This window comes from Marinobacter sp. (assembly GCF_040882185.1).
Lineage (GTDB): Bacteria > Pseudomonadota > Gammaproteobacteria > Pseudomonadales > Oleiphilaceae > Marinobacter.
Genome location: NZ_JBBEBW010000002.1, coordinates 43,386 through 68,945, shown reverse-complemented (window position 1 = coordinate 68,945; position 25,560 = coordinate 43,386). Strand labels below are relative to the sequence as shown.

27 protein-coding genes and 1 pseudogene are annotated in these 25,560 nt (G+C 53.8%); 10 read left to right on the top strand and 18 right to left on the bottom strand.

The window, feature by feature from the left end; all coding sequences use genetic code 11:
- Positions 1-13: 13 nt before the first annotated feature.
- The 7 genes from WEB64_RS01305 to WEB64_RS01275 all read right to left on the bottom strand — a co-directional run bounded on the left by WEB64_RS01305 (position 14) and on the right by WEB64_RS01275 (position 4,311).
- Positions 14-874, bottom strand: a complete 861-nt coding sequence (locus WEB64_RS01305) for an efflux RND transporter periplasmic adaptor subunit (RefSeq protein ID WP_368062187.1) — start codon at positions 872-874, stop codon at positions 14-16.
- Between the two features lie 9 nt (positions 875-883).
- Positions 884-1,084, bottom strand: coding sequence for a DUF1656 domain-containing protein (locus tag WEB64_RS01300; protein WP_368062188.1), 201 nt, complete (start codon positions 1,082-1,084; stop codon positions 884-886).
- Between the two features lie 274 nt (positions 1,085-1,358).
- On the bottom strand, positions 1,359-2,066 hold the full coding sequence (locus WEB64_RS01295; RefSeq protein WP_368062189.1) for a hypothetical protein: 708 nt from the start codon (positions 2,064-2,066) through the stop codon (positions 1,359-1,361).
- A gap of 214 nt (positions 2,067-2,280) precedes the next feature.
- Positions 2,281-2,964, bottom strand: a complete 684-nt coding sequence (locus tag WEB64_RS01290; protein WP_368065507.1) for a tripartite tricarboxylate transporter permease — start codon at positions 2,962-2,964, stop codon at positions 2,281-2,283.
- Positions 2,928-3,419 carry a tripartite tricarboxylate transporter permease gene (locus WEB64_RS01285; RefSeq protein ID WP_368062191.1) on the bottom strand — a complete coding sequence of 164 codons (492 nt, stop codon included), beginning with the start codon at positions 3,417-3,419 and terminating at the stop codon, positions 2,928-2,930. The genes WEB64_RS01290 and WEB64_RS01285 overlap by 37 nt, the downstream gene beginning before the upstream one ends.
- Complete coding sequence (locus WEB64_RS01280) at positions 3,419-3,670, bottom strand: hypothetical protein (protein ID WP_368062192.1); 252 nt, start codon at positions 3,668-3,670, stop codon at positions 3,419-3,421. Before WEB64_RS01280 ends, WEB64_RS01285 begins: the two co-directional genes overlap by 1 nt.
- On the bottom strand, positions 3,667-4,311 hold the full coding sequence (locus tag WEB64_RS01275; RefSeq protein WP_368062193.1) for a Bug family tripartite tricarboxylate transporter substrate binding protein: 645 nt from the start codon (positions 4,309-4,311) through the stop codon (positions 3,667-3,669). Before WEB64_RS01275 ends, WEB64_RS01280 begins: the two co-directional genes overlap by 4 nt.
- 78 nt (positions 4,312-4,389) lie before the next feature.
- Between WEB64_RS01275 and WEB64_RS01270 the strand changes: the two genes are divergently transcribed.
- From WEB64_RS01270 to WEB64_RS01255, 4 genes are all read left to right on the top strand, one after another.
- Positions 4,390-6,195, top strand: coding sequence for a response regulator (locus WEB64_RS01270; RefSeq protein WP_368062268.1), 1,806 nt, complete (start codon positions 4,390-4,392; stop codon positions 6,193-6,195).
- A 95-nt stretch (positions 6,196-6,290) separates the two neighbouring features.
- Positions 6,291-6,482 (top strand): hypothetical protein, encoded by a 192-nt coding sequence (locus WEB64_RS01265; protein ID WP_368062194.1) that lies wholly within the window; start codon positions 6,291-6,293, stop codon positions 6,480-6,482.
- 67 nt (positions 6,483-6,549) lie between these two features.
- Complete coding sequence (locus tag WEB64_RS01260; protein ID WP_368062195.1) at positions 6,550-7,218, top strand: response regulator; 669 nt, start codon at positions 6,550-6,552, stop codon at positions 7,216-7,218.
- A 7-nt stretch (positions 7,219-7,225) separates the two neighbouring features.
- Positions 7,226-8,602, top strand: coding sequence for an ATP-binding protein (locus tag WEB64_RS01255; protein ID WP_368062196.1), 1,377 nt, complete (start codon positions 7,226-7,228; stop codon positions 8,600-8,602).
- Between the two features lie 102 nt (positions 8,603-8,704).
- Here the strand turns inward: WEB64_RS01255 and WEB64_RS01250 are convergent.
- Positions 8,705-8,833 (bottom strand): annotated as a pseudogene (locus WEB64_RS01250) (hypothetical protein); the annotation flags it as partial.
- 813 nt (positions 8,834-9,646) lie between these two features.
- On the opposite strand from WEB64_RS01250, the gene WEB64_RS01245 reads away from it, so the two are divergent.
- Positions 9,647-10,459: a THxN family PEP-CTERM protein gene (locus WEB64_RS01245; protein WP_368062197.1), complete on the top strand. Its 813-nt coding sequence runs from the start codon at positions 9,647-9,649 to the stop codon at positions 10,457-10,459.
- A 104-nt stretch (positions 10,460-10,563) separates the two neighbouring features.
- Here the strand turns inward: WEB64_RS01245 and WEB64_RS01240 are convergent, their stop codons facing one another.
- The 6 genes from WEB64_RS01240 to ahpC form a co-directional block, all read right to left on the bottom strand.
- Complete coding sequence (locus WEB64_RS01240; protein WP_368062198.1) at positions 10,564-11,406, bottom strand: PEP-CTERM/exosortase system-associated acyltransferase; 843 nt, start codon at positions 11,404-11,406, stop codon at positions 10,564-10,566.
- A gap of 108 nt (positions 11,407-11,514) precedes the next feature.
- Positions 11,515-13,140, bottom strand: a complete 1,626-nt coding sequence (locus tag WEB64_RS01235) for an FAD-binding oxidoreductase (RefSeq protein WP_368062199.1) — start codon at positions 13,138-13,140, stop codon at positions 11,515-11,517.
- An 852-nt stretch (positions 13,141-13,992) separates the two neighbouring features.
- Positions 13,993-14,541: a PRC-barrel domain-containing protein gene (locus tag WEB64_RS01230; RefSeq protein ID WP_368062200.1), complete on the bottom strand. Its 549-nt coding sequence runs from the start codon at positions 14,539-14,541 to the stop codon at positions 13,993-13,995.
- Positions 14,542-14,710: 169 nt separating this feature from the next.
- On the bottom strand, positions 14,711-15,259 hold the full coding sequence (locus tag WEB64_RS01225; protein WP_368062201.1) for a YgjV family protein: 549 nt from the start codon (positions 15,257-15,259) through the stop codon (positions 14,711-14,713).
- Positions 15,260-15,308: 49 nt separating this feature from the next.
- On the bottom strand, positions 15,309-16,895 hold the full coding sequence (gene ahpF, locus WEB64_RS01220) for an alkyl hydroperoxide reductase subunit F (protein ID WP_368062202.1): 1,587 nt from the start codon (positions 16,893-16,895) through the stop codon (positions 15,309-15,311).
- Positions 16,896-17,116: 221 nt separating this feature from the next.
- The gene (ahpC, locus tag WEB64_RS01215) at positions 17,117-17,680 is read right to left on the bottom strand and encodes an alkyl hydroperoxide reductase subunit C (protein WP_368062203.1); all 564 of its coding nucleotides are present in this window, start codon (positions 17,678-17,680) and stop codon (positions 17,117-17,119) included.
- A gap of 220 nt (positions 17,681-17,900) precedes the next feature.
- Here ahpC and WEB64_RS01210 point away from each other — a divergent pair, with 220 nt between their 5' ends.
- Complete coding sequence (locus WEB64_RS01210) at positions 17,901-18,518, top strand: HPP family protein (protein ID WP_368062204.1); 618 nt, start codon at positions 17,901-17,903, stop codon at positions 18,516-18,518.
- Here WEB64_RS01210 and WEB64_RS01205 read toward each other — a convergent pair.
- Positions 18,492-18,563 (bottom strand): hypothetical protein, encoded by a 72-nt coding sequence (locus WEB64_RS01205; RefSeq protein WP_368065518.1) that lies wholly within the window; start codon positions 18,561-18,563, stop codon positions 18,492-18,494. The genes WEB64_RS01210 and WEB64_RS01205 overlap by 27 nt on opposite strands.
- 71 nt (positions 18,564-18,634) lie before the next feature.
- On the opposite strand from WEB64_RS01205, the gene WEB64_RS01200 reads away from it, so the two are divergent.
- The 3 genes from WEB64_RS01200 (at position 18,635) to WEB64_RS01190 (ending at position 20,561) form a co-directional block, all read left to right on the top strand.
- Positions 18,635-19,372, top strand: a complete 738-nt coding sequence (locus WEB64_RS01200) for a maleate cis-trans isomerase (RefSeq protein ID WP_368062205.1) — start codon at positions 18,635-18,637, stop codon at positions 19,370-19,372.
- A 119-nt stretch (positions 19,373-19,491) separates the two neighbouring features.
- Positions 19,492-19,833: a DUF3135 domain-containing protein gene (locus WEB64_RS01195; protein ID WP_368062206.1), complete on the top strand. Its 342-nt coding sequence runs from the start codon at positions 19,492-19,494 to the stop codon at positions 19,831-19,833.
- Positions 19,834-19,946: 113 nt separating this feature from the next.
- The gene (locus WEB64_RS01190; protein ID WP_368062207.1) at positions 19,947-20,561 is read left to right on the top strand and encodes a YqaA family protein; all 615 of its coding nucleotides are present in this window, start codon (positions 19,947-19,949) and stop codon (positions 20,559-20,561) included.
- A gap of 105 nt (positions 20,562-20,666) precedes the next feature.
- Here the strand turns inward: WEB64_RS01190 and WEB64_RS01185 are convergent, their stop codons facing one another.
- Complete coding sequence (locus tag WEB64_RS01185; protein ID WP_368062208.1) at positions 20,667-21,155, bottom strand: pyridoxamine 5'-phosphate oxidase family protein; 489 nt, start codon at positions 21,153-21,155, stop codon at positions 20,667-20,669.
- A gap of 117 nt (positions 21,156-21,272) precedes the next feature.
- Positions 21,273-21,788, bottom strand: a complete 516-nt coding sequence (locus WEB64_RS01180) for a DUF4399 domain-containing protein (RefSeq protein ID WP_368062209.1) — start codon at positions 21,786-21,788, stop codon at positions 21,273-21,275.
- A 120-nt stretch (positions 21,789-21,908) separates the two neighbouring features.
- Here WEB64_RS01180 and WEB64_RS01175 point away from each other — a divergent pair, with 120 nt between their 5' ends.
- The gene (locus WEB64_RS01175) at positions 21,909-22,136 is read left to right on the top strand and encodes a hypothetical protein (RefSeq protein ID WP_368062210.1); all 228 of its coding nucleotides are present in this window, start codon (positions 21,909-21,911) and stop codon (positions 22,134-22,136) included.
- Here WEB64_RS01175 and WEB64_RS01170 read toward each other — a convergent pair.
- On the bottom strand, positions 22,117-25,221 hold the full coding sequence (locus WEB64_RS01170) for an EAL domain-containing protein (protein WP_368062211.1): 3,105 nt from the start codon (positions 25,219-25,221) through the stop codon (positions 22,117-22,119). The genes WEB64_RS01175 and WEB64_RS01170 overlap by 20 nt on opposite strands.
- Positions 25,222-25,560 lie beyond the last annotated feature (339 nt).

Sequence of the window (25,560 nt, the reverse complement as noted above, 5' to 3'; positions counted from 1 at the left end):
ACGCGCCGTGCCGTTACTCGGAGTCCAGATGGATTGAGACCGTCATCCCGGCACTCAGATGAATATCTTCCGGTACCGTATCCAGCGCAATGTCCACCGGGATTCGCTGAGCCAGGCGCACCCAGTTGAATGCCTGTTGCACCTGGGGAAGCATCTGGTCGTCACTGCTGGTATTACTATTGGCTATCCCCCGGGCAATGCTGACGACAGTCCCCGTCAACTTCCGGTCCCCGCCCATCAGGGTCATCCTGGCCGACTGCCCCACCCGCACCATCTGCAGTTTGGTTTCTTCAAAGTAACCGGTAACGTAAAACGAATCGTCTTTTATCAGCGACAACACGGCCTTTCCCCCGGCGACATAATTGCCTTGGCGCAGATAAAGATTATTGATGGTACCGTCCTCCGGGGCCGCCACCTGCGTACGGGTCAGATCAATAAGCGCAGTTGCCAGCTCTGCCTCGGCGAGCTCATAACTGGCTTTAGCGGACCCCATGTTAATGCGGTCGATTTCCCGGTCTTCCTCACTTAATACCTCGCTGTCTGATAGCGGGTGGTGGCTCTGGTACTTGTGCCGGGACAGCTCCAGAGCACTATGCTTTTCAGCAACCTTAGCCTTGGCTTCTGCAAGCGCAGCCTGGTAGCGGGTATCATCAATGGTGAAAAGCGGATCGCCCTGGTTTACAGCCTGGTTGTTTTTTATGTACATCTGCGTGACCCAGCCGGATACGTCTGGCGCAATTGTGATGACATCGGCGCGTATCCGTCCGTCACGGGTCCAGGGTGAATACAGGTAATGGTTCCAGAGCCAGCTACCGGCGACAACGGCAATTGCAATCACCAGCAACGTAATACCAACACGCAGTAGCTTTGCCATCAGTCCTGCCTAGCCTCCAAATAGATAAACAATTATTGCCAGATAGCATACGAACGAGGCCACATCGAACCAGGCTTCTTTCCAGATGTAGCGGCGCAGGTCCAAACGATGCAACGCCAGCCGGGTGAAAGCGCTCAAAATAAACGCCACCGGAACCAGCATCACCAATGGACTGAACAGCATTCCACCAAAACCCAGTTCGTGAAGCATGCATCGCTTATCGTTGTGTGGATCGCCTGACCATCATGATCCAACCTGGCTCCGAAAGATTACCCTAACCCAACTGATAAACGAAATATCGTAAAAGCTGGCCATCAAGCGATGTCCACTTACCCGAAAAACAAGGAAATTTCAGGCCTGAGACCTGAATCATCGTCAACAGGCATTAACGGCTGCTACTGAGGCCACAAGTGGTGGAAAAGATATCAGAACGGTTTCAGTGATCTGATGACTGAGGCAAATATCACAAAAGCCCTGTCGGGCCTCAGTTAACCACTCTGCGTAGCGGAATCACGCGGCGTTTTTCGAGATTGACCGGTGGCTCAAAGACAGCAGCGTAGTGTTTTTCAACCAGAATTCGAATGAGGCCGGAATGACTGGCTTTTTGCATCAACCTGTTCAGTATTCGGTAAAGTTCGACATGCTCGGGAGATACGTACAAAACATGGTCCGCGTTGTACACCAGGACCAGATTCTGCTCCATGTCCAAATTTGGATGTTGTCGCCATTCGTTCGCCATCTCGAGGGCGCCCCTTGGAAGGTAATCGACGCCCCGATTACCGATAGCCACCATGTCGTAAAGCCGGCGCCATTCACCGGGGATGCCGAGCACGGGCAGATCGTTGGCCAGCCAGATCTGGTAATCAAGCCATGACGTTCCCATGCCTGCCCTCAAACCCAGGGATCGGAAATCTTCAAGCGTCTTCACCTTGTCGTAGACGTGTTGCTGGCCTTCAGGGATAAAAAGAATACGTCGATTCATGAGGTTATCGGTCATGGCCACCCTTACCGACAAGAAGCGTCTGCTGCGGGACGGAGTTTCACCCAGCATCATGGCACTGAGCTCGCCCTCCTCCAGCATTCGTTCAAGGCGGGTGGTCGGGATGTCCGACACTTTCACTATCTCAACATCATACCCTTCTGTTTCCAGCACCTGCGTGAGCAGGTCCGACAGATAGTCAAAATCGTTCATGCTGCCAAGCCTGAGCGTCAGGTGCTGTCCAGCTACTGCTGATACGGGCACCGCGCAGGCGGCAAAGAATGCGAACGCAGTGCACAAAAGATAGTTATGGATGATCTTGGTGTCATAAAATTTCAAGGGATGCCCAGAATACCGTTGCGCATAGGCGGAAACGCAATCCTAGTAGACAGCGTGTCCGTCGGCAACCGGCTTCAACCCGTGACCTCTATACCGCAGTCGTCGATACTGTCACGGACCTGCCAGACTGACAAAAAAGCACCGGCAATACCAGACCGAGACCAGCCGCCAGCCAGAGCCCCATTGACAGCGAGCTTGACCAAAGTGTGGTCCAGTCTCCGTCCGACAACACCAGAGCGTGCCCCAGGTTCTTCTCCATCTCGGGACCTAACAGTAAACCCAGAATAATTGGCACCAGGGGAATATCCAGCTTACGCAGGAAGTATCCAGCGACGCCGAAGGCCACCATAAAATACAGATCGAAGGTACTGTGACTGATGGAATAAACCCCCACGAAGGCCTCCATGGCGACGATGGGCAACAGGTACATGGGGGGTACTGAGAGCAGTTTCACGAAGAAGCCGACCATCGGAATATTCAGCACCAGCGATAGCACGTTGCCAATCAGCAGCGCCGCGATCACACCCCAGACAATGTCGGCATGTTGGGTGAACATCAGCGGGCCCGGGGTGATATTCAGGGAAATCAGCATCGGCACCAGGGCGCCCGAGGATGCGCCGTTGTTGCCAGCCTCCGGAGCGGCCACGCCCCGGATATCCCCTTTCACCAAACGTGCCCTTTCTGCCCAACACCTTTTTTCCAGGGTATAACTGATAAAGCTCCCCAAAGAGGCCCCTACCCCAGGCAAAACACCGGCAATAAACCCCAGCAACCCACCTCGCAACTGGGTCGGAATGGTGCTGACCAGTTCTTTGCGAGGATCGGTGCCAGCATGATCAGACCAATGGTTCCGATCAGCCCCCCGGTGAACGACGCCACCGCGGAAATGGCCAGGGCGTCTGCTGCACGGCCGCTCTGCACCATGGGATAGCCGTCCAGACAAGTCATCATGGCAGGTTCATCGCCCGGGATATTCAGCAGGATCGAGGAAATCCGCCCACCGTACATGGCGCCAGCATAAACCGAGGTCAGCAGGATCATGGCGGTTTCTGGGGGCAACCCGAGGGTGAAGGCCAGCGGAATCAGGATGGCAACACCGTTGGCAGGGCCCAGCCCTGGCAAACAGCCGATGAGGGTTCCCACGAAGGCGCCGAATAGCGCGAACATCAGGTTGTACGGTGTCAGCGCAACCGCAAACCCATCCATAAGAAAGCTCAGGGTTTCCATCAGTTCACCTCCAGCAGGCCGCCGGGCAAGCTCAGGGACAAACCGTAGTTAAACAGGACAAACACCATCACAGCACTGATCAGGCCGGTCAAAAATGCCCGCAGAGGTGCCCCACCGATGGTCGGCAAAGTTTCAGGACCAACACCCTCAGCGCCACCGAATGGCTCGGGCCACTGCTGGGCAGCCCAGCCATAGGCAACGGCGAGAACCAGCAGGCCCAGGCCGAGTATACGATCACCGAGACTGGTCATTTCAGTAATCCGATTTCACGGGACAGTGTCTCGATGTCCTTAACCTGGTTACGGACAAATTCATCGAACTTGGCCGCAGGCGGATGGAACGGAATCAGGCCATTGCTCTCCATGACTTTTTTCCATTCTTCGCTGGCGTACAGGTTATCCATCGCATTGATCCAGTATTCCTTGGCCGCCTCATCGGCGCCTTTAGGCATATAGAAGCCACGCCAGTTCGGACCAACGGCCTCAATGCCCTGCTCTTTTGCGGTGGGAATATCACTGAACTTTCCGGGCAGGCGCTCATCAGCCAGCACAGCCAGAACGCGCAGGTCGCCGGATTCCATGAAGCCAGTCGCTTCTGATATATCACCGGTAAAGGCGTCGACATGGCCACCGATGACCTGGGTCATGGCCTCACCGCCATTGCTGTAGGAGAGGTACGGAATACGTGGCAGGTTGCCTGCTCCTGAAGCTTTGGCGGCAATCAGCACTTTCAGGTGGTCCCAGCCACCCCGGGCACTGCCACCGGCAAACTTGACGGATCTGGGATCCTCGCTGACCGCTGCCATCAGGTCATTCAGATTCTGGTATTCAGAATCCTTGCCGACGGCGATGATGCCGTAGTCGGCACCCAGCGCGCCCACCCATGTCACCATGTCGGCGTTCATGCCAGGAAAACGACAACAAGACCCGTAATCCTTATCGTGTTCCGAAAAACCAAACTCAAAACCTGGATGATTATCACCCTCGGGCTCATCAGCGCCTTGCAGACGAGCCTGATTGGCGTATTCGCGGGCTATTACCTGAGCGAATCCCTGTACGATGAAATCGGCCAGCGGGCATTGATGGTGGCCAAGACCGTGGCAGCCACGCCTGCGGTTATCTCCAGCATTCAGAATCGGGAGGTACCTCGACTGAATCATCTCGCGGCCCGACTGGCACAAACCAACGAAGCCCTCTTTATCGTGATCGGCGATCACGATGCCGTCCGCCTGGCTCATCCCGATCCATCCCATCTGGGCCACTCTATGGCCGACGATGACGGCGACTATGGCCGTCAGGCGCTGGTGCAAGGCCAGGCTTATGTGGCCAGAGCCATGGGCAGCCTGGGTGAATCCGTGCGTGGCAAGGCTCCGGTGGTTTCTACGAACACCGGAGAGATCATCGGAATCGTGTCGGTGGGCTACAGTCTGGAGCAAGTGGAAAACACCATTGAGCGATATAATTTTGTGCTCTATGGCGTCGTCGGCGTAATGCTGATGATCAGCGTCGTCGCGGCCATCGTGATTGCGAGCCGGTTCAAGCGCGCGATCTTCAGCCTGGAGCCGGAGGAAATCGCCCGGATGTTCCGGGAACGGGACGCCACTCTGCAGTCAGTTCGCGAGGGCATCATCGCCATTAACCGGGAGGGTCTGATCACCACCGTCAACCGGACCGCCCTGGACACTCTGGGACTGGATCCGGAGACGCCTCTGACCGGCCAACCCGTACTGTCGATTTTGCCGGAAAGTGATCTTCTTTCCGTACTGGAATCCGGTACTCCGGACTTCGACCGTGAAGTGTGGCTGCGGGGCCGACAAATGATTGTAAACCGGCTACCGGTGCGAGAGGGTAGCGACATCATCGGCGTGGTAGCCAGCTTTCGGTTGCGTGACGAAGTGGACCAAGTCAGCCGTCAGCTGACCCGTATCCAGCAATACGCCGATACCTTGCGCAGTCAGAGCCACGAATATTCCAATAAGCTGCACACCATTGCCGGCCTGATCCAGATTGGCGCCACCAACGAGGCTCTGACTCTGATCGGCAGTGAGGTCAGCGATCATCAGGCGTTGTTGCACCTGCTGCTGGACGCAGTGCCGGACCCGGTCGTGGCCGGATGCCTGCTGGGAAAATACAACCGGGCACGGGAAATGGGCCTGCATCTGGACATTGATCCCGACAGCCAGATGGCTGACATTCCCGAACGACTGCCGCGCGATCAACTGGTCAGCATTCTTGGCAACCTCATAGACAACGCCCTGGAAGCGACTTGGTCGCACGCCGGTGAAGGCGGCCGTGTCCAACTTTCCATGACTGATCTTGGACAGGAACTGATCTTCGAGGTGGAAGATCAGGGACCGGGGATACCCGAGGCCGCCACGTTGACTTCCATTCTACTGCTGATCATCGAAGATGACCGCAAAATAGCGGAGATCCAGCGCCGGTTCGTGGAACGTCTGGACCAGGTCGAACTCTGTGGCATCGCCCACACTTTGGCTGATGCCCGGGACCAGATCGACGTATTGGCGACGGACCTGATCCTGCTGGATGTCTACTTTCCTGACGGCAGTGGACTGGAACTACTGCGAGAACTGCGAGCCGAAGACAGCGGCATCGACGTTATCCTGATCACTGCCGCCAAAGAGATTGAAACCCTCCGTAGCGCCCTGCTAGGGGGTGTTTTTGACTATATCCTCAAACCGCTGGTGTTCGAGCGACTGCAGGAAGCTGTCACACGCTACCGGGAACACCTCGCCCGTCTATCCGGGCTGCATCGGTAGCCCAGAAGGAGGTAGACGCACTGCTGCCCCGCAGCACGGGAGACGACACACGCTCGGGCGACGGACGCCTCCCCAAAGGCATTGATACGCTAACATTGGATAAAATCCGTGAGGTGATGACCCAGAGCGGTCACCACAGTGCCGAAGAAGTTGGCAGCGCCATCGGTGCCTCGCGTACCACCGCCCGCCGCTACCTGGAATATCTGGTCGGAGTCGGAGAGCTCCTGGCAGAGGTTACCTATGGCAGTGTCGGCCGCCCGGAACGGCGATATACTCAGCTCCGCTGACTTCGCAGACCACCGGAGTTTCGTTATCCTGTATTTTGTCGATAGATTGGGGAACCAGGAAAATTGTATGCGAGTGCTTTTGGTAGAAGACGATGAGTTGTTAGGTGATGGACTTTGCCAAGGGCTTATGCAGGAAGGTTATGCAGTGGACTGGCTGAAAGATGGCCAGTCAGCGGCACTGGCCATGGATTCGGATCATTTTGACGTAGTTGTGCTTGACCTGATGCTCCCCCTTCAGTCGGGAACTGATGTTCTGGTTAACTGGCGAAATCAGGGCATCACCGTGCCTATCCTCATTCTGACAGCGCTCGACAGCGTGGATGAGAAAATCCAGGGTTTGGATTTTGGCGCCGACGATTATCTCGTCAAGCCCGTCGACATGGGCGAACTGGTTGCCCGCCTTCGAGCTCTGGCGCGAAGAGCATCCGGGCGGGGAAACAATCTGGTTGAATGTGGACCGGTCGCGCTGGATTTCACCGCCCGGTGTGTGTCGGTTAATGGTGAACCTCTACGAGTATCCCGGCATGAGTTCGCCATTCTTGAGGCGTTGCTGGAGCGACCAGGCCACGCGGTCAGCCGGGACCATCTTGAGACGCGACTATACGGCTGGTCTGACGGCCCTGAAAGTAACAGTCTGGAAGTCCACGTACACCGACTGCGAGGCAAACTCGGCGACGGCCTGATAGAGACAGTTCGGGGCTTGGGTTATCGATTCGCCCAACCCGGCTCGTGTTGAGGCAACCATGATTGCACCAAGAATTCATTTGCGTCTCCTGGTATTGGTATTGTTGGTGCTGTGTGCTGGCTGGCTGGTGCTCTGGCTTTATCTTACCTCCAGTGCCGTTGATACAGCAGCAAAGGATGTGGATCGCAAACTCAATGATACGGCGTTCAGCCTTCTTATGAGTTGGAGCGATGAACGAACTCCCGGCGGCGGCAGTGAAGCGGCCTTTAACCGGGAGCCTGGCCAACTACCAGAGTTTGAACTTCGATCGGAGACAGGCGAAGTATTGCTAAGAAGTCGCCGTTTTCCCATGTCGAGCACTCAGCCCCAGGCCCTGAACGCAGGCTTTTCCCAAGACACGATTAATGGTGTCCAGTGGCGGGTGCTCACGGTACGGGACTCGGCTAATCGACGATACGCCCGTGTGGCCGTGCCTCTCGATACAGTGGTAAAACGGGGATCAGAACTGACATCAGTGTTTGTGACGCCGTTATTGCTGGCCTTGCCGGTGTTGGGAGTTCTGGTTTGCCTCGGAATCTGGCAAGGCCTGCGCCCGCTCCGACAAATAAGCCAGAAGCTGTCAGAAACCGAAATCGACAGACTGAACCCGTTGGCAATTGATGTGAGGCGGATACCGCAGGAAATGCGAACGCCAGTGTTAGCCATCAATCATTTGATCCGGCGGGTTCGGGACGCCATGACCTCTCACCGCGCCTTTACCTCAGCCATGGGACACGAACTGAGAACCCCATTGGCGGGTTTCAAGACCCAGGTGCAGGTCGCACTGCGCTCCGATCAGCAGGCGGACAAGGACCGGGCGTTGAAAAAGCTGGCGGGCGCAATTGTTGGAATGGAACGCATCGTTGACCATTTGTTGATTCTCGCGCGGGTGGACCCGGTGCATCCTCAACTTAAAACGGCGGAGATTGACCTCCCGGCGCTCGTCGAGAAAAAGCTCGGCGAACTGGAAGGTGCGCTTCAGACCAAAGCAATTACCCCAGAGCTCAACATCACCGGGGGAAGCCTTCGAATGCAGGGCAATACGACGCTTATTGGCTCTTTGATCGGAAATCTTCTGGATAACGCCATTCGTTACTCCCCTATAAAAGGTTTGATAATCATTCAGATTGCGCCCGTCAGTGATGGCCTTGAGTTACTGGTATCCGACCAAGGCCCCGGTGTACCTGAAGAACAACGGGCTGAGGTGTTCGAAAATTTCTATCGCGACCCGGATCAGAGAAAGACCGGTAGCGGCCTGGGTTTGGGTATTGTCCGTGCCATTACACTGGCCCATGGCGGCTCGGTGGGGATCGTGGATGGCCACCACCAGGGAGCCTGTATCCGAATCTGGTTGCCGAAAGCTGGGCCGGATTCCGTTCAGACTGCCGTAAGGTAACCGGCATAGGGTGACTCCTGATCAACGCCAATTCTGGCGACGATCAATGAAAGGAGAATGACTATGAATCGTAAGACTCTATTTGCAATCAGCTTGATTTCACTAGGTTTTACCGGAACGGCGACCGCTGCGGAATGGGAGTGGAAAGCGGATTGGAAACAACTGGACGCCGATAACAGCGGTGAGCTGGTGTTGCAGGAATTCGAGTCCGGCTACTTCGATGTTATCGACGCTGACAGCGACAACTGGGTCACCGAAGACGAATACAACACTTACGTCTCAGATAATGACCTCGACCTATACGCTTACGATACCTACGATTTCAATAGCGACAGCAATCTGAGCGAGGACGAGTTTGATAATGGTCTGTTTGATCTGGCCGATACCGACGACAACGACATCCTGGAAGAAGACGAGTGGGATTCCGGTTTCTGGGATATCTGATAGCACAGATTATGGGTACGTATGGACGTAATCGGGTGTAAAAAACGCCCGATGGTCGCGCCAATCCAGGGTAGTACGGTTTCCTGTGCTACCTTTTTAATACCAATATCGGCCAATGGCCTGCACGCCTTGAGTGGGTCGCAGATGTCGCAAAATTCAAGTGACTCGCGTTGGAGTCGTGCCCAATCAGTATCAGGGTGATCAAACAATCAAAAGCAAAAATATACGGAGGGAGTCCCATAGTGCGTTACATAACCGATACTGTTTACCCATTGTCAGCATAATTTACACACCCTTGAGATCAGCCTGCCTCTTGGCACCTTTATACTTCCGGTATGATTAAAAACGCCTTCTTAAAACGCTTTTGCACTGCTCCTCCCTGATTATATACGCCGCTATAATATACATAGCCATTAAGGCGATTCATTTTGCTCGCTGGGGTGTCGAAGATGCTTACACCTCCCCATATATATCGACTACCGACATAATTTAAGGATTTGTATTTTATACATTTTTTTTGCCTGGCATGGATGGTGCTTATAACAATACACCGCTGATCAGCTTTAAGCTTCCAGCGTCTACAACCAAGGAGAAACAATTATGAACAGTGCCTTTAAAAGAACTCTTTTATCCTCTCTTGTCCTGCCCTTTGCTCTGGGCGCGCAGTCTGCTAGCGCGGCGCTGATCACTGACTGGGGTTACGATGTCGATAACAAATTCGAGAACTTTAACGATACCGGTGGAGACGGCGAAATTACCGCTTCTAACGACGACGGCACCCTGTCATGGGGCGTTGGCGATGTACCACAATCGTCTATCTCGATTACTGAAGTAAGCGAAGATAGTGGTCTTATCACTAACGGACCATCCGTAGACGGTGGAACATTCACCCACACTAACAACCCGCTACCTGTAAGAGGCACAGCGCTGACAAGCTTCGACCTGTCATCCACGCTGACCTTGACTCCGTCTACTCCGGCGGGCGACCCTCTGACGCCGCAATCGCTCACATTCGAAGGCTTCTTTAATGAAACCGCGAACAGTGCACCTTGCTTCGCAGGCTCAGTCTCCGTTTGCGATGACATTTTCACTCTTGACAATGTTGACGAGCTGGGTGGCGTAGCGACTGAGTCAGGCTTCGAGTTCGCTTCACAATTCACTCTGGAAGACTACACTTATACCGTGTATCTAGAGCTGCTTGGTCTGGGAACCCTTTCAGATGCCGCCTGTTCAGAAGCAGGAGCGTCAGCTGGCTGTGTAGGCCTTATTACTGAAGAAGGCACGACTACTGGCTTTGACACCCGGTTCCGCATCACAACCGCTCAGGTTCCTGAGCCAGGCACCCTTGCACTTCTGGGCATGGGCCTTGCCGGACTTGGTCTGTCACGTCGCAGGAAAGCAGCGAAGTCATAATGTTTAGATGACAACGCTGTACGAAAAAGCCCCCGCCAAATAGCGGGGGCTTTTTTGTGTGCGGTTTGCGCCAAACCAAAAAAACTAAGCCTATCGCAAATCGTTCAGGCAACTTCTTTCCGTTTTGCGATAAAATCAGTATCCGGTTGCGCTGGCAGGTATCGTCCAGCGTCAGTAATCAAAGACCATACATCGGGACGACGCTTCCTTATTCCTTCAAGCAGCGACGCGGCTTCGGTGAATGCAGGACGGCGACGGCCATGATATTCCACCACGGGTCCAACGTGGTCAAATTCAACGCCAAATTGTTTTAACCTACGCAGCAGTGCTGGCTCCATGACCGCCATCCAGTGGGTTATCCCGTGCTTTACGGACATCTGAAGAATAGCGGCGAAAAGCCCCAGGCTAATATAGGGCATGGCGCGCTTGCCATTTTCCGAATCGCTGTAACTCACGAAATCACTGATACCGGAGGGTGTTTCATCTTCATTGAGACGCCGACGGAATTCTCGGCTGACCGCCATTCGGGATATTTCTGCGATCTTGTTTCGGGGCGTTCCTGCAATCGCGCTTTTAGCATCTCTGCTCATCTGGTGGACACAATGAGCTTCCATGGGAAAATCGGCCTGCCCCGCTTCATTCCCCGACATAACGAGACGAACTGCCGCGACACTGTCTCCCGTTATTCGGTGCCGGATCAGAGCGTGGGCCGATCGTGGGTCGTAGGCATCGTGCTCACGTTTATCAACAAAGCAATCGGGATCCTCGAATGGCCTATCGATGCAATAAACCTGATAGCGAACCTCGAAGACTTCGTTGATCGCTTCTTTGGACGTTGCTAGCTGGACATTGAAGACCGAATTAAAAATCGTGCTGACGTCTTCTTCCTCAGATTGTTGGCTATTTGTATTTTCTGATTCTTGCTGAAGAGCAAACCCTGTGTGCATTTCTATGTCCTCATTCTTTCCCGCTCAGAGAGCTGTTAATTCGATAGGGTGAAAAGCACCGACGAAACTTCAACTGACGGCGTACTACGGGTACATCGAGGTAACAGCTCATAAGACCTCGGAACGCTTGATCCTGGGCACATAACGTCCGGGCGCCAGGATGGAATTAGGGTCGACTGCAGCTTTCAATTGACTAGCCAGCCTCAAGAAAGCAGAGCCACCGGAGTTCAGAATGCCCATCGCATCAATGTTGAGGCGGTAAGGCAGGAAGCCTTCTTTTTGTCCCGCCTCGAACAGGGCGCGATAACAGTCATTGGCCCGTGCTGTCGCATCGGCGTCACTGCGATCGAACAGCAGCGGCACGGTAGAGTCGAAGCAGCGATCATTTACCGTCGTCAATGTAATAAGTGGGTTGACGCCATACTGCGGACAAATCCTTTCAATCATATCGATATAGCGGCGAACGTCTGCCCCCCTTATGGGAACCAGCGGCGCGAACCAAATCAGCCCACAGCCATCCCGCGCGGGGTTTTTCGCTTGCCCGGGCCCAGGCAGATCACCCGAGCGCCAATATGCCAGCGCCAACGCCACATCGTTGGGGGTGCCATGCATAATTTCCAGAGCGCCTGAAAGCGTATCCGCCATACCTTTAACCCGCATAGCTAGCCTACCAGGCATTAAGCGGGCTATACTTCGAACCGCGTCAACTTTTCGCCTATTGATAAACACCAGGCGGTCGGTCACTGGACCGAGAAGCCGCCGTAGCGTACCTCGGGCCGCCCGGGCCACCTCTTTTGAAGCATAAATCGCGCCAACGCCACTCCACGCCGGAACGCCATGGCTATTGGCAAGGCTCTCAACCTCGTGAGCTGGCAGAATGCCGTTGACGGCCTTGTCCTCAGGAAAAGGCGTCATCATCGAGAGCATACGTTGGCTGTTAAGCAGGTTAATCGCGACAACCGAACCACCAAGCGCTCGTAGCACAGCCCTTACAGTGGGGATCAGTGCTTCCAGCTTGGCGTCGTCTTTTGTGGAAAAGAAAAATGCAGTCACGGTATCAGGAGTTGGTGCAAGGACGATGGTCATATTCACAACCACACCGAAATTACCTTGGCTGAACAGGCCGTCGAGATAAGGACCAACGCCCCATTTGAAAAGTCCGTCTACTTCCCCGCCACCAAGCTCACTGAGTGGCGTCTGGTAAAGGCTACCGTCTGGCAAGATCGCCTCTAACTTTGTCACTGCAGCAAAATGGTCCGTAACCGGCGTGATGCCGTAACCCCGGTCAAGTGCGTTACCAAGAATACTGCAGGTGGGCCCAGCGCCCGTCACCGGAACGAGGTAATTGCCCTCATGCCGATCAAGGAACTCCCTCAGAGCCCCTTGGGTTACGCCAGGCTCCACAGTGACAACGCCCATTTCGGGATCAAAATTGGAAATACGATCAAGCCCACTCAAATCAAGAATGGCGCAGTCGTCTTCAACCGGGTTGGCACTGCCATATCCCCAGTTGTTGCCCGTGCTCACTGGATAGATGGCGACTTGCCACCGCTGTGCGACTTGTAAAACCGCTGCAACTTGCTCTCGAGCCTGGGGACGGAGCACAGCTGGAATAGAGCGTTTAGCTCCTGTTGTGGAGACGCCAAAATCCGCTACACGAGCCACAACCACTCCGGACTCACCCAGAATAGTGGTCCATTCGGCTATGGCAGATTCGGTAGAGGTACTGTTCATTGGCATATCCACGGCATATCGATGACTTTTATGAATGCTTCGTTAACTTTATCTGACGGGTTGTTCATAAATGGCATGGTGATTATAGGCGAGATAAAACGTGTGCGACACATTAAAGCATTACGGCTTTGAAAATGAGGATCCCAGTATTTTTACTTTAATTACAATTATCTACAGTGAAACTGTAACAAAATACTGACAATTTATTTATTAAAACAACTTAACCTATGTTAAGAAACAGAATATTAACAAAGTGTAATTAGAGGCTTGGTTGGGGCTACTGACACATAAATAGCTGAAAAATAGCGCTTTTGAAATTCATCGCTCCACATATCCAGGTACTAGTGTCCCGTCTGGTTAATTCGTTAACCTACTGAGCCACTGAGGGCATTGAAAGCTAGGCGCAGTGGCGAAGGTTTGGTGGTTCCAAATCGAGACGCTGCAACGCGGCTTTCAATGCCCTCAGTGGCTCCCGAAGGGCGCGACGCTGGGGTTTCTGGCCGGTGTTGCCTGCCCTTGATATGGAACCACCATACCTTCGGACAGGCGCCTTGGCCAGAAACCCCAGCGTCACGCAGTAGGTCAACGAATTAACCAGACGGGACACTAGCTGCGAGCTACCTCTTGCCATCTCGCCTTCGCTGTAGCGACAGAACCTTCTCAATATAAATAGAGCGGTTAGCGTGGTAATTGTAGGCAGCGTAATCCGGAGGCATCGCTGCGTGATGCACTGGCTCCGAAGCAAAGAGAAGTGATGAAAAGTAACGAGAAGTGATGAGGTCATGATCAGACTGGCAGGGACTGTTTGTGCACGGGCAGCATGGCTCGTACACAAACCGTGTTCAAACGAACTTAGTTGTTATCGGTGGCTTCCTCTACGTTGTCACCGATTTGCTCGGCACCTTCACGCACGTTGTGCCACGCTGAAGAAGTGGCGGCTTTGGTGTTTTCCCAGGCGCTTTCGCTGATATCTTTGGTATTTTCCCAGGCTTGGCTCAGACTTTCCCTGGTCTGGTTCCACCATCCTTCGTCATATTCCGGCAACTCTTTCACTTCATCCTGAGTGGCCTCCATATGCACTGCATAATCAATATCGTCAAAGGCTTCGCTGTCACCATTCTGTTCGACCGTTACGGTAAAGCTTCCACGCTCGCCTACCACCTCGCGGCCACCCAGGCCCAGAACGGCACCGGTTTCGATGATCACCGAATGAATCGACATGTCATCGCTTAACAGAATGTCTTCTACCTCACCAATTTCTTCACCATTAGAGTCAAAAACGTCGGCATCCAGGAGTGCTTCAACAGAATACAAGCCCTCCGTCGCGGCCGCAGAAAAGCTTAAAGCCATACTGCCTGCCAACAAGGGGACGCCCAATTTCCGAATCAGTTGAGTCCGCATTGTATTCTCCTTTTCCTTGCTATGAGTTGATTCCATATATTTCACCACGGCATTTAGCCTCGAGTAATCGGAACATAGCCCCCGACCAGGGTCAATTACATAGGTTTACATATTAATTGATAAGTACCTGCGGCCTAAGGCATCGCCTTATCTCAGGATGCCTATTCCTTCAAGATCCATTCAGCTTTTCAACGGCTTCCGGATAGCGCCGTTTCATCCTGACGAGCCGGAAAATCGTGATGAAATTGGTGATCACCACCATACCTTCCGCCAGCGTGCCACCCACCGAGCCGATCACGAGGTTGTTCAGCATCCAGGCACTGGCAGCCGCCGCCAACATCAAGCGCATGGGAATTCCTCTGAGCATGAACATGCCCACGGTACCGAAGGCAGCGGCGGCGATGGCAAAATAATCCACCGGGCTGCGCCAGGTCAGCGCGGCTGCCACCAGATTCACTCCGAGCACCGCCAGCATCACCCACCAGTTACCCAGGTAGCGACGAGCCAGAATGATTCGGCCAATCACCAACAGGCTGAGAACGGCCGCTGTCCAGCTGCCAAACAGTGCGAACTGTATAGCAAACGCCACGTTTGCAGAGATCAGCAGAACCATCAGGCGATCATCCTGCTTACTGGCAAAGCCGACAATACAGAAGCCCAATGCGACTAAGCTGACGAGCTGGCCTGCTATATCAGTCACACTCATTTCACTAAACATCGCGGGCTGCCGGAGTTGGTTTCGGATCAGCCAGACGGGACACTCGGGGTCAGGCCGCCGCTTCGCTGGTTTCTTCAACCGAGTTTCGGATCAGAAAGTCGAAGGCACTCAAGGCGGCCTTGGATCCTTCACCCATGGAAATCACGATCTGCTTGTAGGGCACCGTTGTGACGTCGCCAGCTGCGAAAACGCCCGGAATCGAGGTTTCGCCACGCTCATCAATAATGATCTCACCATGCTGGCTCAGCTCAATATCACCCTTCAGAAACTCGGTGTTAGGAATTAATCCGATCTGAATAAACACACCTTCCAGTGCAACGTGACGCTCTTCACCTGAGATCCGGTCCTTGTAGTTCAATCCACTGACCTTACCGTTTTCGCCCACCACTTCAGTGGTCTGGGCGGAGGTGAGCACCTCGACGTTTTTCAGGCTGTGCAGTTTCTTCTGCAACACATCATCCGCCTTCATTTCGGAGGCGAACTCCAGCAGGGTTACATGGCCGACGATACCCGCCAAGTCGATGGCTGCCTCGACACCTGAGTTACCACCACCAATAACGGCTACGCGTTTGCCCTTGAACAGCGGGCCATCACAATGTGGGCAGTAGGCAACGCCTTTGTTGCGGTACTCTTCCTCACCCGGCACGCCCAATTGGCGCCACCGTGCACCGGTGCTCAGAATTACCGTGCGGCTTTTCAGGGAGGCGCCATTTGCTAACCGTACCTCATGCAGCCCCCCTTTTTGGACGGCCGGAATCAGTTTTTCAGCACGCTGCATATTCATGATATCCACGTCGTATTCCTTGACGTGCTGTTCCATGGCAGCAACCAGTTTGGGGCCCTCGGTGTAGGGCACGGAAATCAGGTTCTCGATACTCATCGTATCTGCAACCTGACCGCCGAAACGCTCTGCTGCAATGCCAGTTGAGATGCCCTTACGCGCCGCATAGATAGCCGCTGAGGAGCCAGCAGGACCACCGCCAATCACCAGCACTTCAAACGGGGCCTTATTCCTGAGCTTTTCTGCTTCGCGGGCATCGGAATTGGTATCCAGTTTGGCCACGATCTCTTCGAGTGTCATACGACCTTGGCCGAAGTTCTTACCATTCAGGTAAACGCTCGGCACCGCCATTACTTCGCGCTTCTCAACTTCGTCCTGAAACAGGGCTCCGTCGATGGCAGTGTGCTTCACCTTGGGGTTCAGCACACTCATCAGATTCAGGGCCTGAACAACGTCAGGACAATTCTGACACGATAGCGAAAAATAGGTCTCGAACTCAAACTCACCATCCAGGGACTGGACCTGCTCGATCACCTCCTGGCTGGCCTTCGAGGGATGGCCACCCACCTGCAACAATGCCAGCACCAGTGACGTAAATTCATGGCCCATCGGAATGCCAGCGAAACGCACACCGATATCAGTGCCCACTCGATTAATAGCAAAAGACGGGCGACGCACATCCGGATCTTCCTCGGTGCGCTGGCTGATCTTCACAGACATGGGTTCCAGCTCATCCAGCAGTTGCTTAAGCTCTTGGGATTTGTCGCTGTCATCATAGGCGGCAACCAGTTCGATCGGTTGCTGCAGCTTATCCATGTAGGCCTTTAATTGCTCCTTGATACTGGCATCCAACATGCTTTCTGTTCCCCTCAGGATATCGTTAAGCTGAATAGCAGACTCGGAATGAGTCGCAAAATAAGTTCATGTACACCTTAAGAAATGGGAGCACATCGAACAAATTAATTGATCCAAATAATTAGATAGCGAATTACTATTATTGCAGAAAAATCAATCATGTAGACACGAGTAAGACCCGCAGCGCGGGCCTTACTGTAAGTTTCGCGCTGAAAGGAAACTTAGATTTTGCCGACCAGATCCAATGACGGAGCCAAGGTCGCTTCACCTTCTTTCCATTTCGCCGGGCACACTTCACCAGGATGGTTGCGAACGTACTGAGCAGCTTTCACCTTGCGCATCAGATCATCAGCGTCACGGCCGATACCTTCAGCAGTGATTTCCATAACCTGGATCACGCCGTCTGGGTCGATCAGGAACGTAGCGCGGTCTGCCAGGCCCTGACCTTCCCGCATCACACCAAAGTTATTGGTGATGGTGCCGGTCTGGTCGCCAACCATGTAATAGTTGATCTTGCCGATCGTCTCAGAACTATCGTGCCAAGCTTTATGGGTAAAGTGGGTATCCGTAGACACGGAAAACACTTCAACGCCCAGCTTCTGCAGCTCTTCGTATTGATCAGCGACATCACCCAATTCAGTCGGGCATACGAATGTGAAGTCGGCTGGATAGAAGAAAAAGACCGCCCACTTACCTTTTACATCGGCGTCTGAAATTTCAACAAACTCGCCGTGCTTGAAGGCGGTTGCGTTGAACGGCTTCATTTCACTGTTAATCATACCCATAGAATTTTCTCCAATTGGTTAATGTTGGCAATGGCTAACTTGGTCGACATAGTAACGACGCGGCATCATACATAACAATTGATTGTTTTTAACTATTCGATAGGTAACTACTATTTACCTGCATCACAATTAGCATGCTGCTTGATTATAGAAATTACCGCGTTGCTATCTCTCAGGGAGTGGCCTACCCTAACGCACTTTTTTGGTGCGAAGAAACGTTATGGGTCTGAGAAACGATAAACTGCGGTGGCAACTGGCCAGTGGCATGCTACGAGCGCTCCACCTTGAGCGGCTACTGTCGAGATATCCCCCAGAGATGGTGATGGCAATATTCAATCTCGTCAACAGTGGCATCAGCATCGCGTTGGTGGCCATAGTGGCTCTGGTCACCCAGGAGGCGTTCATATTTCCTTCCCTGGGAGCGACTGCATTCATCCTGTTTCACGTGCCTCTGGCCCAACCCGCTTCCCCCCGCAATGTCCTGTGCGGACATTTTATAGGCGCCATCATGGGCCTGGTAGGCCTTTACTTGTTCGGATTGCAGGATGCCCCATCGGCCTTTCTGACCGGCGTCGATCCCGCGCGGGTCGGCGCCGCTGCGGTTGCTATTGGTCTGACGGGCTGTTTGATGGTGGCACTGAATATGGTGCACCCGCCTGCAGGGGCCACCGCGCTGATCGTTGCTCTGGGCCTGATGCCCGACCCCGGGCAACTGCCCATATTAATGGCAGCGGTGCTGCTGTTACTGGTGCACGCATTCGTCGTCAACCGGCTGGCGGGCATCGCTTACCCGCTTTGGTCCTCCCGACCGTTAAATCCAGTGCCTGCGCCTGAATAACCAGATCAGCCCCAGAACCGTTAATATCATGATGACCCATACCATTGGATACCCGTAATCTTCCCCGCGTGGGATCATAAAGCCATCATTGCCGAGAAAAGCACAGGAGGTAACCGATGACACGGACACCACCACGAACCAGACTCGGATTCCTCTATCCCGGCCACGCCGCAGAGGATGACTACCCGCTGATGAGCGACATGGTAAAGCCGCCCGCACAAGTCAACCTCGTCCACACCGAGTTTCTCGAAGACGCCCACAGCGTCAAGGCACTCAGCGAAATGGGCAGCGTCGGGCGCCTGTCAAAAGGCGCGGAGGCGCTGATCGGCACCGGTATTGAATCGGTCATGTGGACCTCGACCAGTGCGAGCTTCGTGCTGGGTATCGAGGGCATCAGCCAACAGATCGCAACCCTTGAGAAAACTCTCTGTGTGCCAGCCTCCACAACCGCTATGGCGTTCGCTCGGGCGGTAAAAGCGATTGGTGCGCAGAAGGTGGCCATTGCTGCGACTTATCCCGAAGAAGTCGCACTGAAATTCTGCCAATTCCTCAATCACTTTGACATTGACGTAATACACCTTTCGAGCCGGGGCATTGTGACCGCTGCTGAAGTCGGTACCCTCGAAAAAGAAGACGTGATCAACTTCGCCCTCGCGAACATTCGCGAGGACGCCGATGCATTGCTCATCCCAGATACTGCACTCCACTCGGCCGCCTGGCTGACCGAACTGGAACAAACTACAGGAAAGCCCGTACTGACAGCCAACCAGGTCAGCTTCTGGGAAGCTCTGCGATTATGCGGAAAACTGAAACCACAGTCCGGGCTTGGACGATTATTTGAAGATATTCCGTGAAACTACACGGCCCCAACCTCTTCACTATTTCGCATTTTTAACGGACTAAAATTCCACGCCTGCTATAACTTAAATATACACAGGAGCGAATCCATCGACGGCTTTCAAGGAGGAAGATCATGGACAAGCCTACATTCGATGAACTCAGAAACCTCGCAGAGCATCATATTGAAGGGTTCGAAAAACTACGGGCCGAACTGATTGAGGACTGTATTCGCAGCAGTAGCCAGCGCAGCGAGAACCGACTGCGCGGGCTGCAGTTTGTCATTGATACTCGCCGCCGATTGGCCAGCAATCCGGTTAAAGCACTGCTCGACCTCCAGGGGATGATGCACGAATCCCTCCAGCGTCTGAACCGTGCCCTCCAGGCGCAGGAGGGATCAGAACCTGCCCAGAAAGCCCGCATACTCGGCGGGCCGCATCGATGGCCAACTCAGCAGGACCGGCCGGAACTGCACTGACCGGGAGGATAAATCAGTTCTGGTTCCAGTCCAATTTATTGCTGCCGCAGGTCCCCATGCATTAATCTTCCGCTTCACCATAGTGTGCATGACTGAATATTTGGGGAGAACTGATGACAGATGGAATTGGACGCCCTGCCCGGAGGCTGGCCCGCATTAAAAGGCTTGCGGTAAGATTGATTTACTCCCGGCACGCTTTCTGGGGGTTGGGTATTGCGTCTTTTCTGGAGTCCATTCTCATACCGATCCCGTTAGAGGCCATCCTCATTCCGTTGATGCAGGTCCGCCGCAGGCAGATATTTCTCCTCAGCACTATTGCTCTGCTCGGCTGTCTGGCTGGCGCTACGGTCGGCTATTTTGTCGGCTATTTCGTGTTCGATGCCATTGGGCAACAGCTCGTCGAAATGGTTTCGACGCCCGAGCAGTTCGAGCAAGTACGCCTGCGAATGGAGCAGGACGGATTCTGGTTCATCATGAGCGTAGGAGTTATTCCGATTCCATTTCAGATTGCCATGCTGGCAGCCGGTGCCACCAGCTATTCCTTCTTCCTCTTTATGCTCGCGTCTGCTCTGTCCCGGGCATTGAGATACTACGGCTTGGGGCTACTGGTCTTCATAGCAGGCAATCATGCACAAGCTATTTTCGAACGTCACAAAATATCTGTCGCCATCGTGCTTACCGTCGTGGTGCTGGTGATATGGGGCGGGTCTTTATTGAGCGGGAAATAAAAATACAACTGTGCGGGTTTCCGCGAAAGCAACCGAAGGGCGCCGTCCAACGAGATTACTCGACGCCCTTCTATTCTCGGGTTGAAGAATTAACGAGTACCTAAATTAACGCGTACCGAACTTCTCATGCTCACCCAGGTTCGGGCTTTCGTCCTGCATTTTGGCTTTCGCGATCTCGAAGAACTTCACCATATTACTGGTGTCACTGTTCCAGAACTCGCCTTTCTGAACCTTGATTTCCAAAAGGCCGACATTGGGAGCGTCTTTACCTTCTGGAAACCAGGACGACACAAACGGATTCCAGAACTTATCAATGAGGTTTCTGTCGCGGGTTACGCGCCCTACCCCGGTCAGCGACACGTAGGTGTGATCATGGGGGTCGCTGAACGACACGCATACGTCATTGTCCTCCTCAAGCTCAAATACCTTTTCCGAATCCAGATCACTGAAAAACCAGATAGTGCCATCGTACTCATCCTGAACCAGATACATGGGCCGTGAACGAAGCTCGCGTCCGTGCAACGTAGTCAACATGCCAGCCTTGATGCTTTTGATAAGCCTCCAGACTTTTTCCTTATGTTCCTGAGTTGACATCCTTTATCTCCTTCTGCAATAAACCGAAATGGTCTCCTTATCTCACTGAGGCTCTCCGCGATCGCTTTCAAGCGTCTACAAAGCAGACAGACCCGGTAGGAGGGCCCTGGAAGTTGATCATTCCACCGTAATCGTAATCTTCTCCGACATTATCGGCGGCTCGTGGGGTACGTGTATGGAGTCGCCCAGCAGCAACTGCAGGGTATGTTTACCAGGTTCCAGCTCAAGTTCGGTACTGGTCTGGCCACCGCCGAAGTGAATAATCTGTTCGGTAGAGGGTAGCGGCGAATCCATGGGCGGCAGCTCATCCAGATCGACTAGCAGATGGTGGTGGCCGGAATTCTCCTGGTCACTGCCCGCCTCGGCCACCTCCATACCTTCCAAGCCAAACTTCACAGTCACCGGACTGCCGACAGAGGCTCCGTCCTCCGGGCTCATTATGGTAATTTCGGCGTCTGATGGGGCGCTGGAACGTTCGGTAGAGGTGGTTTCAGTGGCTCCCTCTCTTACCTCGGTTGTCGCCTCATTTTGCGCCACAGGTTCATCCTCCTCATTGCTATCGGAACAACCCTGCAGCAGAATACCGGTGGTAAACAAAGAACTGACCAATAACACTTTCATTGAAGTATGCACGGTGTATTCCTCCTTGTGCTATTAACGGAACGAGAAGAGCCAGCTTCGCCAATGGCTGCGGCTGGCCGTGATTCGGTCACATGATCCAAGGTATCAAAAATCCAAGGACGAAAAACTGCAGTGTGTAGCGGCAGATTTGGGATCGAAGTCATTCCCGACGCCCGGGACGGCCTGACCCGCACTGAGCGCATCATCCTGTACGTGCTTCAGCAAGCCCAGCAGGAACTCCAGCATCGCAACGTACCTACCGCTATGCTTTACGGACGTGTTCTGGAATACGTCGACATAAGCGAAGCGGAGCTTCACGTGTATCTGGATCGATTGGGGGTCAGAGGGGATGGGGGGTAGGCGACGCCAAACGAGCCCGATACCACTGCTCAAACGCCTCACCGGTCATAGGTTTGGAAAACAGAAAACCTTGCGCCTGCCGGCAGCCGCGAGAGCGCATGTAGTCCAGGGCAGCCTCTGTTTCAATACCTTCAGCGACCACTTCCAGCTCCAGCGTTCGCCCCAGTGCGAGCATCGCATCGGTGACAGCACGACTGCCGGTATCTTCTTCGAGTTGGAAGATAAACGACTTGTCGATCTTGATCTTGTCCAGAGGCAGGCGGGTCAGATAGGCCAGGCTGGAGTGACCGGTGCCAAAGTCATCCAGTAAAATGACGTGCCCCAGAGTTCTAAGTCGTGCCAGGACGGCAAGCGCATGATCAATGTCGTGCATGACAGCGGTTTCTGTCAGTTCGAGCTGTAGCATTGCGGGGTCGAAAGCGTGCTCATGAATCAGCTGCTCGAAGCGATCGACAAAGTCGCGATCTCGAAACTCCACGGCTGAAACATTCACCGCAATCGGTATCGGTGACAGTCCGCTGTCAGTCCAACATTTGGCCTGGCGAATTACCTCTCCGAGTACCCAGCGGCCAATGGGATTAATAATCCCGGTCGCTTCGGCGATGGGTACAAAACGCTCTGGGCCGATTTCATCGTTACCCAGTCGGAGTAGCGCTTCAACGCTGACGACTTCGTAAGTATTGATGTCGAAGACCGGCTGATAGCACAGGCGAAACGCGTCGGTATGAAGCGCAAGCTTTAACTCCTGCTCAATGTTGATCTGCTGTCTCGTCCCTGCCGCGAATACGGGAGAATAATACTGGTGATTATTGCGGCCTTCCTGTTTTGCCTGATACATGGCGGCGTCCGCATGGCTGACCAGCGTGTCAATGTCCTCCCCATCGCGAGGGAAAATGCTGATACCGATAGAGGTTGAAACAGACAGCGCCAACTCCCCCAAATGATAGGGTTCGCTGATCTTCGCGATGATATGGCTGGCCACCTGGGAAGCATAGACGGCCGCACTGATATCCTGCAGCAGAACCACAAACTCATCTCCGCCCATTCGAACCACCAGGTCTTCAGCCCGCAGGGTGCGGGAAAGGCGTCTGGCCACTTCGGTGAGCACCTTATCGCCAATCCCATGCCCGTGGGTATCATTGATGGGCTTGAAGCGGTCAAGGTCGATAAAGAGCACTGCAGCAAATTGCGAGGCACGCAGGTTATGGGGCAATAGATGAGCTGCATACTCAAAAAGCATCGTTCGATTCGGCAAACCCGTTAGCGGGTCGTGCAGTGAGGCGTGATGCATTTCTTCGTCAGCCAATTTGCGCGCGGTTATGTCCCGAAAGAAAACCGAAAGCCCACCATCAAGAGAAGGATAGGCTCTTACCTCCGCCCAGGCCTCATTGCCATCCGGGAGCACATGGAACAGCTCTGTCTCGCCCGCCTTTCTGGTTCGCATCACGCGGTGGTATAAATCATCAATTACCGACGTACGCAATTCCGGCCACACCTCCCAGTGGTTCCTGCCAACAACCTCAGACATCTTGAGCTGGTTAAGCCGCATCGCTTCGGCATTCATATGGCTGATGGTCCAGTCCGCCGCTATTGAAGCAAAGCCTTCGGTCATGCTGTCGAGAATATACCGGCTATGGTCCCGTTCCCTGCGCAATTCCGCTTGCGCACGGGCGGATTCAATCGCAGCCCAGGTCCTATCTACCACATCTTCAGCCAGGGCTATTTCCTCGGCAGACCAGTGATGTGTTCTGGAATCGTGTACACCCAGCAATACCCTTAAAGAGCCGGATTTAATGACGGGCACCGCCAAAACAGCTTTAATATCGTTTTCCAGGTACGCCTGGGCATAATCGGCAGAGCGCTCATCGGTGGTGACATCCTCAAGGGCAAAAACCTCTCCAGAGCGGATGTGATCTGCGACCATCGGGCCAAAATCCTCCAGCCGCAACTCGGCGCCAACCATGGAGGCTGCACCCTCCCTTGTCCACCCGGGCCTTACGGTTATAATTTCGCCTGAATCTGAAAAATCCCCGTAGAACACTCGGGTGACTCCCAGGAACCGGCCTAATAGCTCGGTTGCAGCAGCAGTGACCTCGTTCGGGTCTACGAGCGAACGAAGGCGGTCAGTCAGCTTTAAACAAAAACTCTTTCGCCGCTCGCTCGCCTTTTGGCGACTCAGTGTTTTGGCCAGCTTCCGGTTAACCCGTTCCAGTTCTTCCTGTGCCCGCGTCTGATCGGTTACGTCCGTTCCTTCGGCAAAAATACTGGTGACTTTGTCATCGGGCCCCGGAACTGGTCGGTAGAAGAAATTGAGGGCTTTCTCTTCTATTGGCCCCCCCGACGATACCTGAACACCATATATAGCACTCTTCGCAGTATAGGTTTCGCCAGTGGCATAAACTTCATCCAATATAGTACCGAAGCCCTGTTTAACGGCATCAGGAAGCGCTTCGCTTATGGCTTTACCCAACACTGGACGATGCCCAACTAACTGCGCGTGACTGGGGTTGAGGTATTCATAACGATGCTCCGGCCCGCTAAGCAAGACCAGAAATGGCGTAGACTGGTGAAACATCTGGATCAGGTGGTCACGTTCGGTGACGAGGGGGTTCTCTGCAAAGTGCTGCTTCACCGCCTCAGTGCAAAGAACGAGTACACCGCCAATGCCTCTTGGAGCCCAAGCGTCGTCAACCGGGCTGAAGCTGCAATTCCAATAGAGGGGCTTATTCTGTCCGGTGTGGACAACAGCCATCTGCTCGACAGTGCTATTGCCAGCCATAGCTTGCTCGATGCCTGAAGCAAGCACGGAAGCAGTTTCGTCGCATAACTCTTTTGCCGGTTTTCCAAGCCATTCAGGATGCTGGTCTTGGCCAAGCAAGTAGCGAAACGCATCGTTGTAGAGACAGACGCTTTCCTCACCCCAGAAAATCGCCATCGGTTGTGCGGTGTTAAGCATCAGGCGCACGACAGTGCGCAGGGATTGCGGCCAATGTTGGGGCGAACCGAGTGAATTTCTGAGCCAGTCCAGGTCACGGATCAACACGCCCATTTCCCCGCCACACGCCAGAAAATCAAATGACGACATTGTGCTCCTGCTCGATTCTTTTGAAGCCATCCAATTGTTGTCTCGGGAAAATTTTATAGTCCAGTCTACCTATTTCAAGCGCTTCTGTGGAGCATTGTAAACTTCGCCCTCTCTGGACTGCCAACTGGCCCAGAGATACATACCAGTATTGAGTGGCCGAGTGTTGTATCGGCTTTAACAGAGAAAACCAGCCCTGGTTTATTGGATACATCGTAATCTCTCGCCCCCGTCGCGTTGACTACACTTATCACACGCCCAATTACCAGGGAGGGTCCCCCATGGTGATTCTTTATGTAAACGGAGAACAAGTCACTCTCGACGACGATCCCCGCACATCTC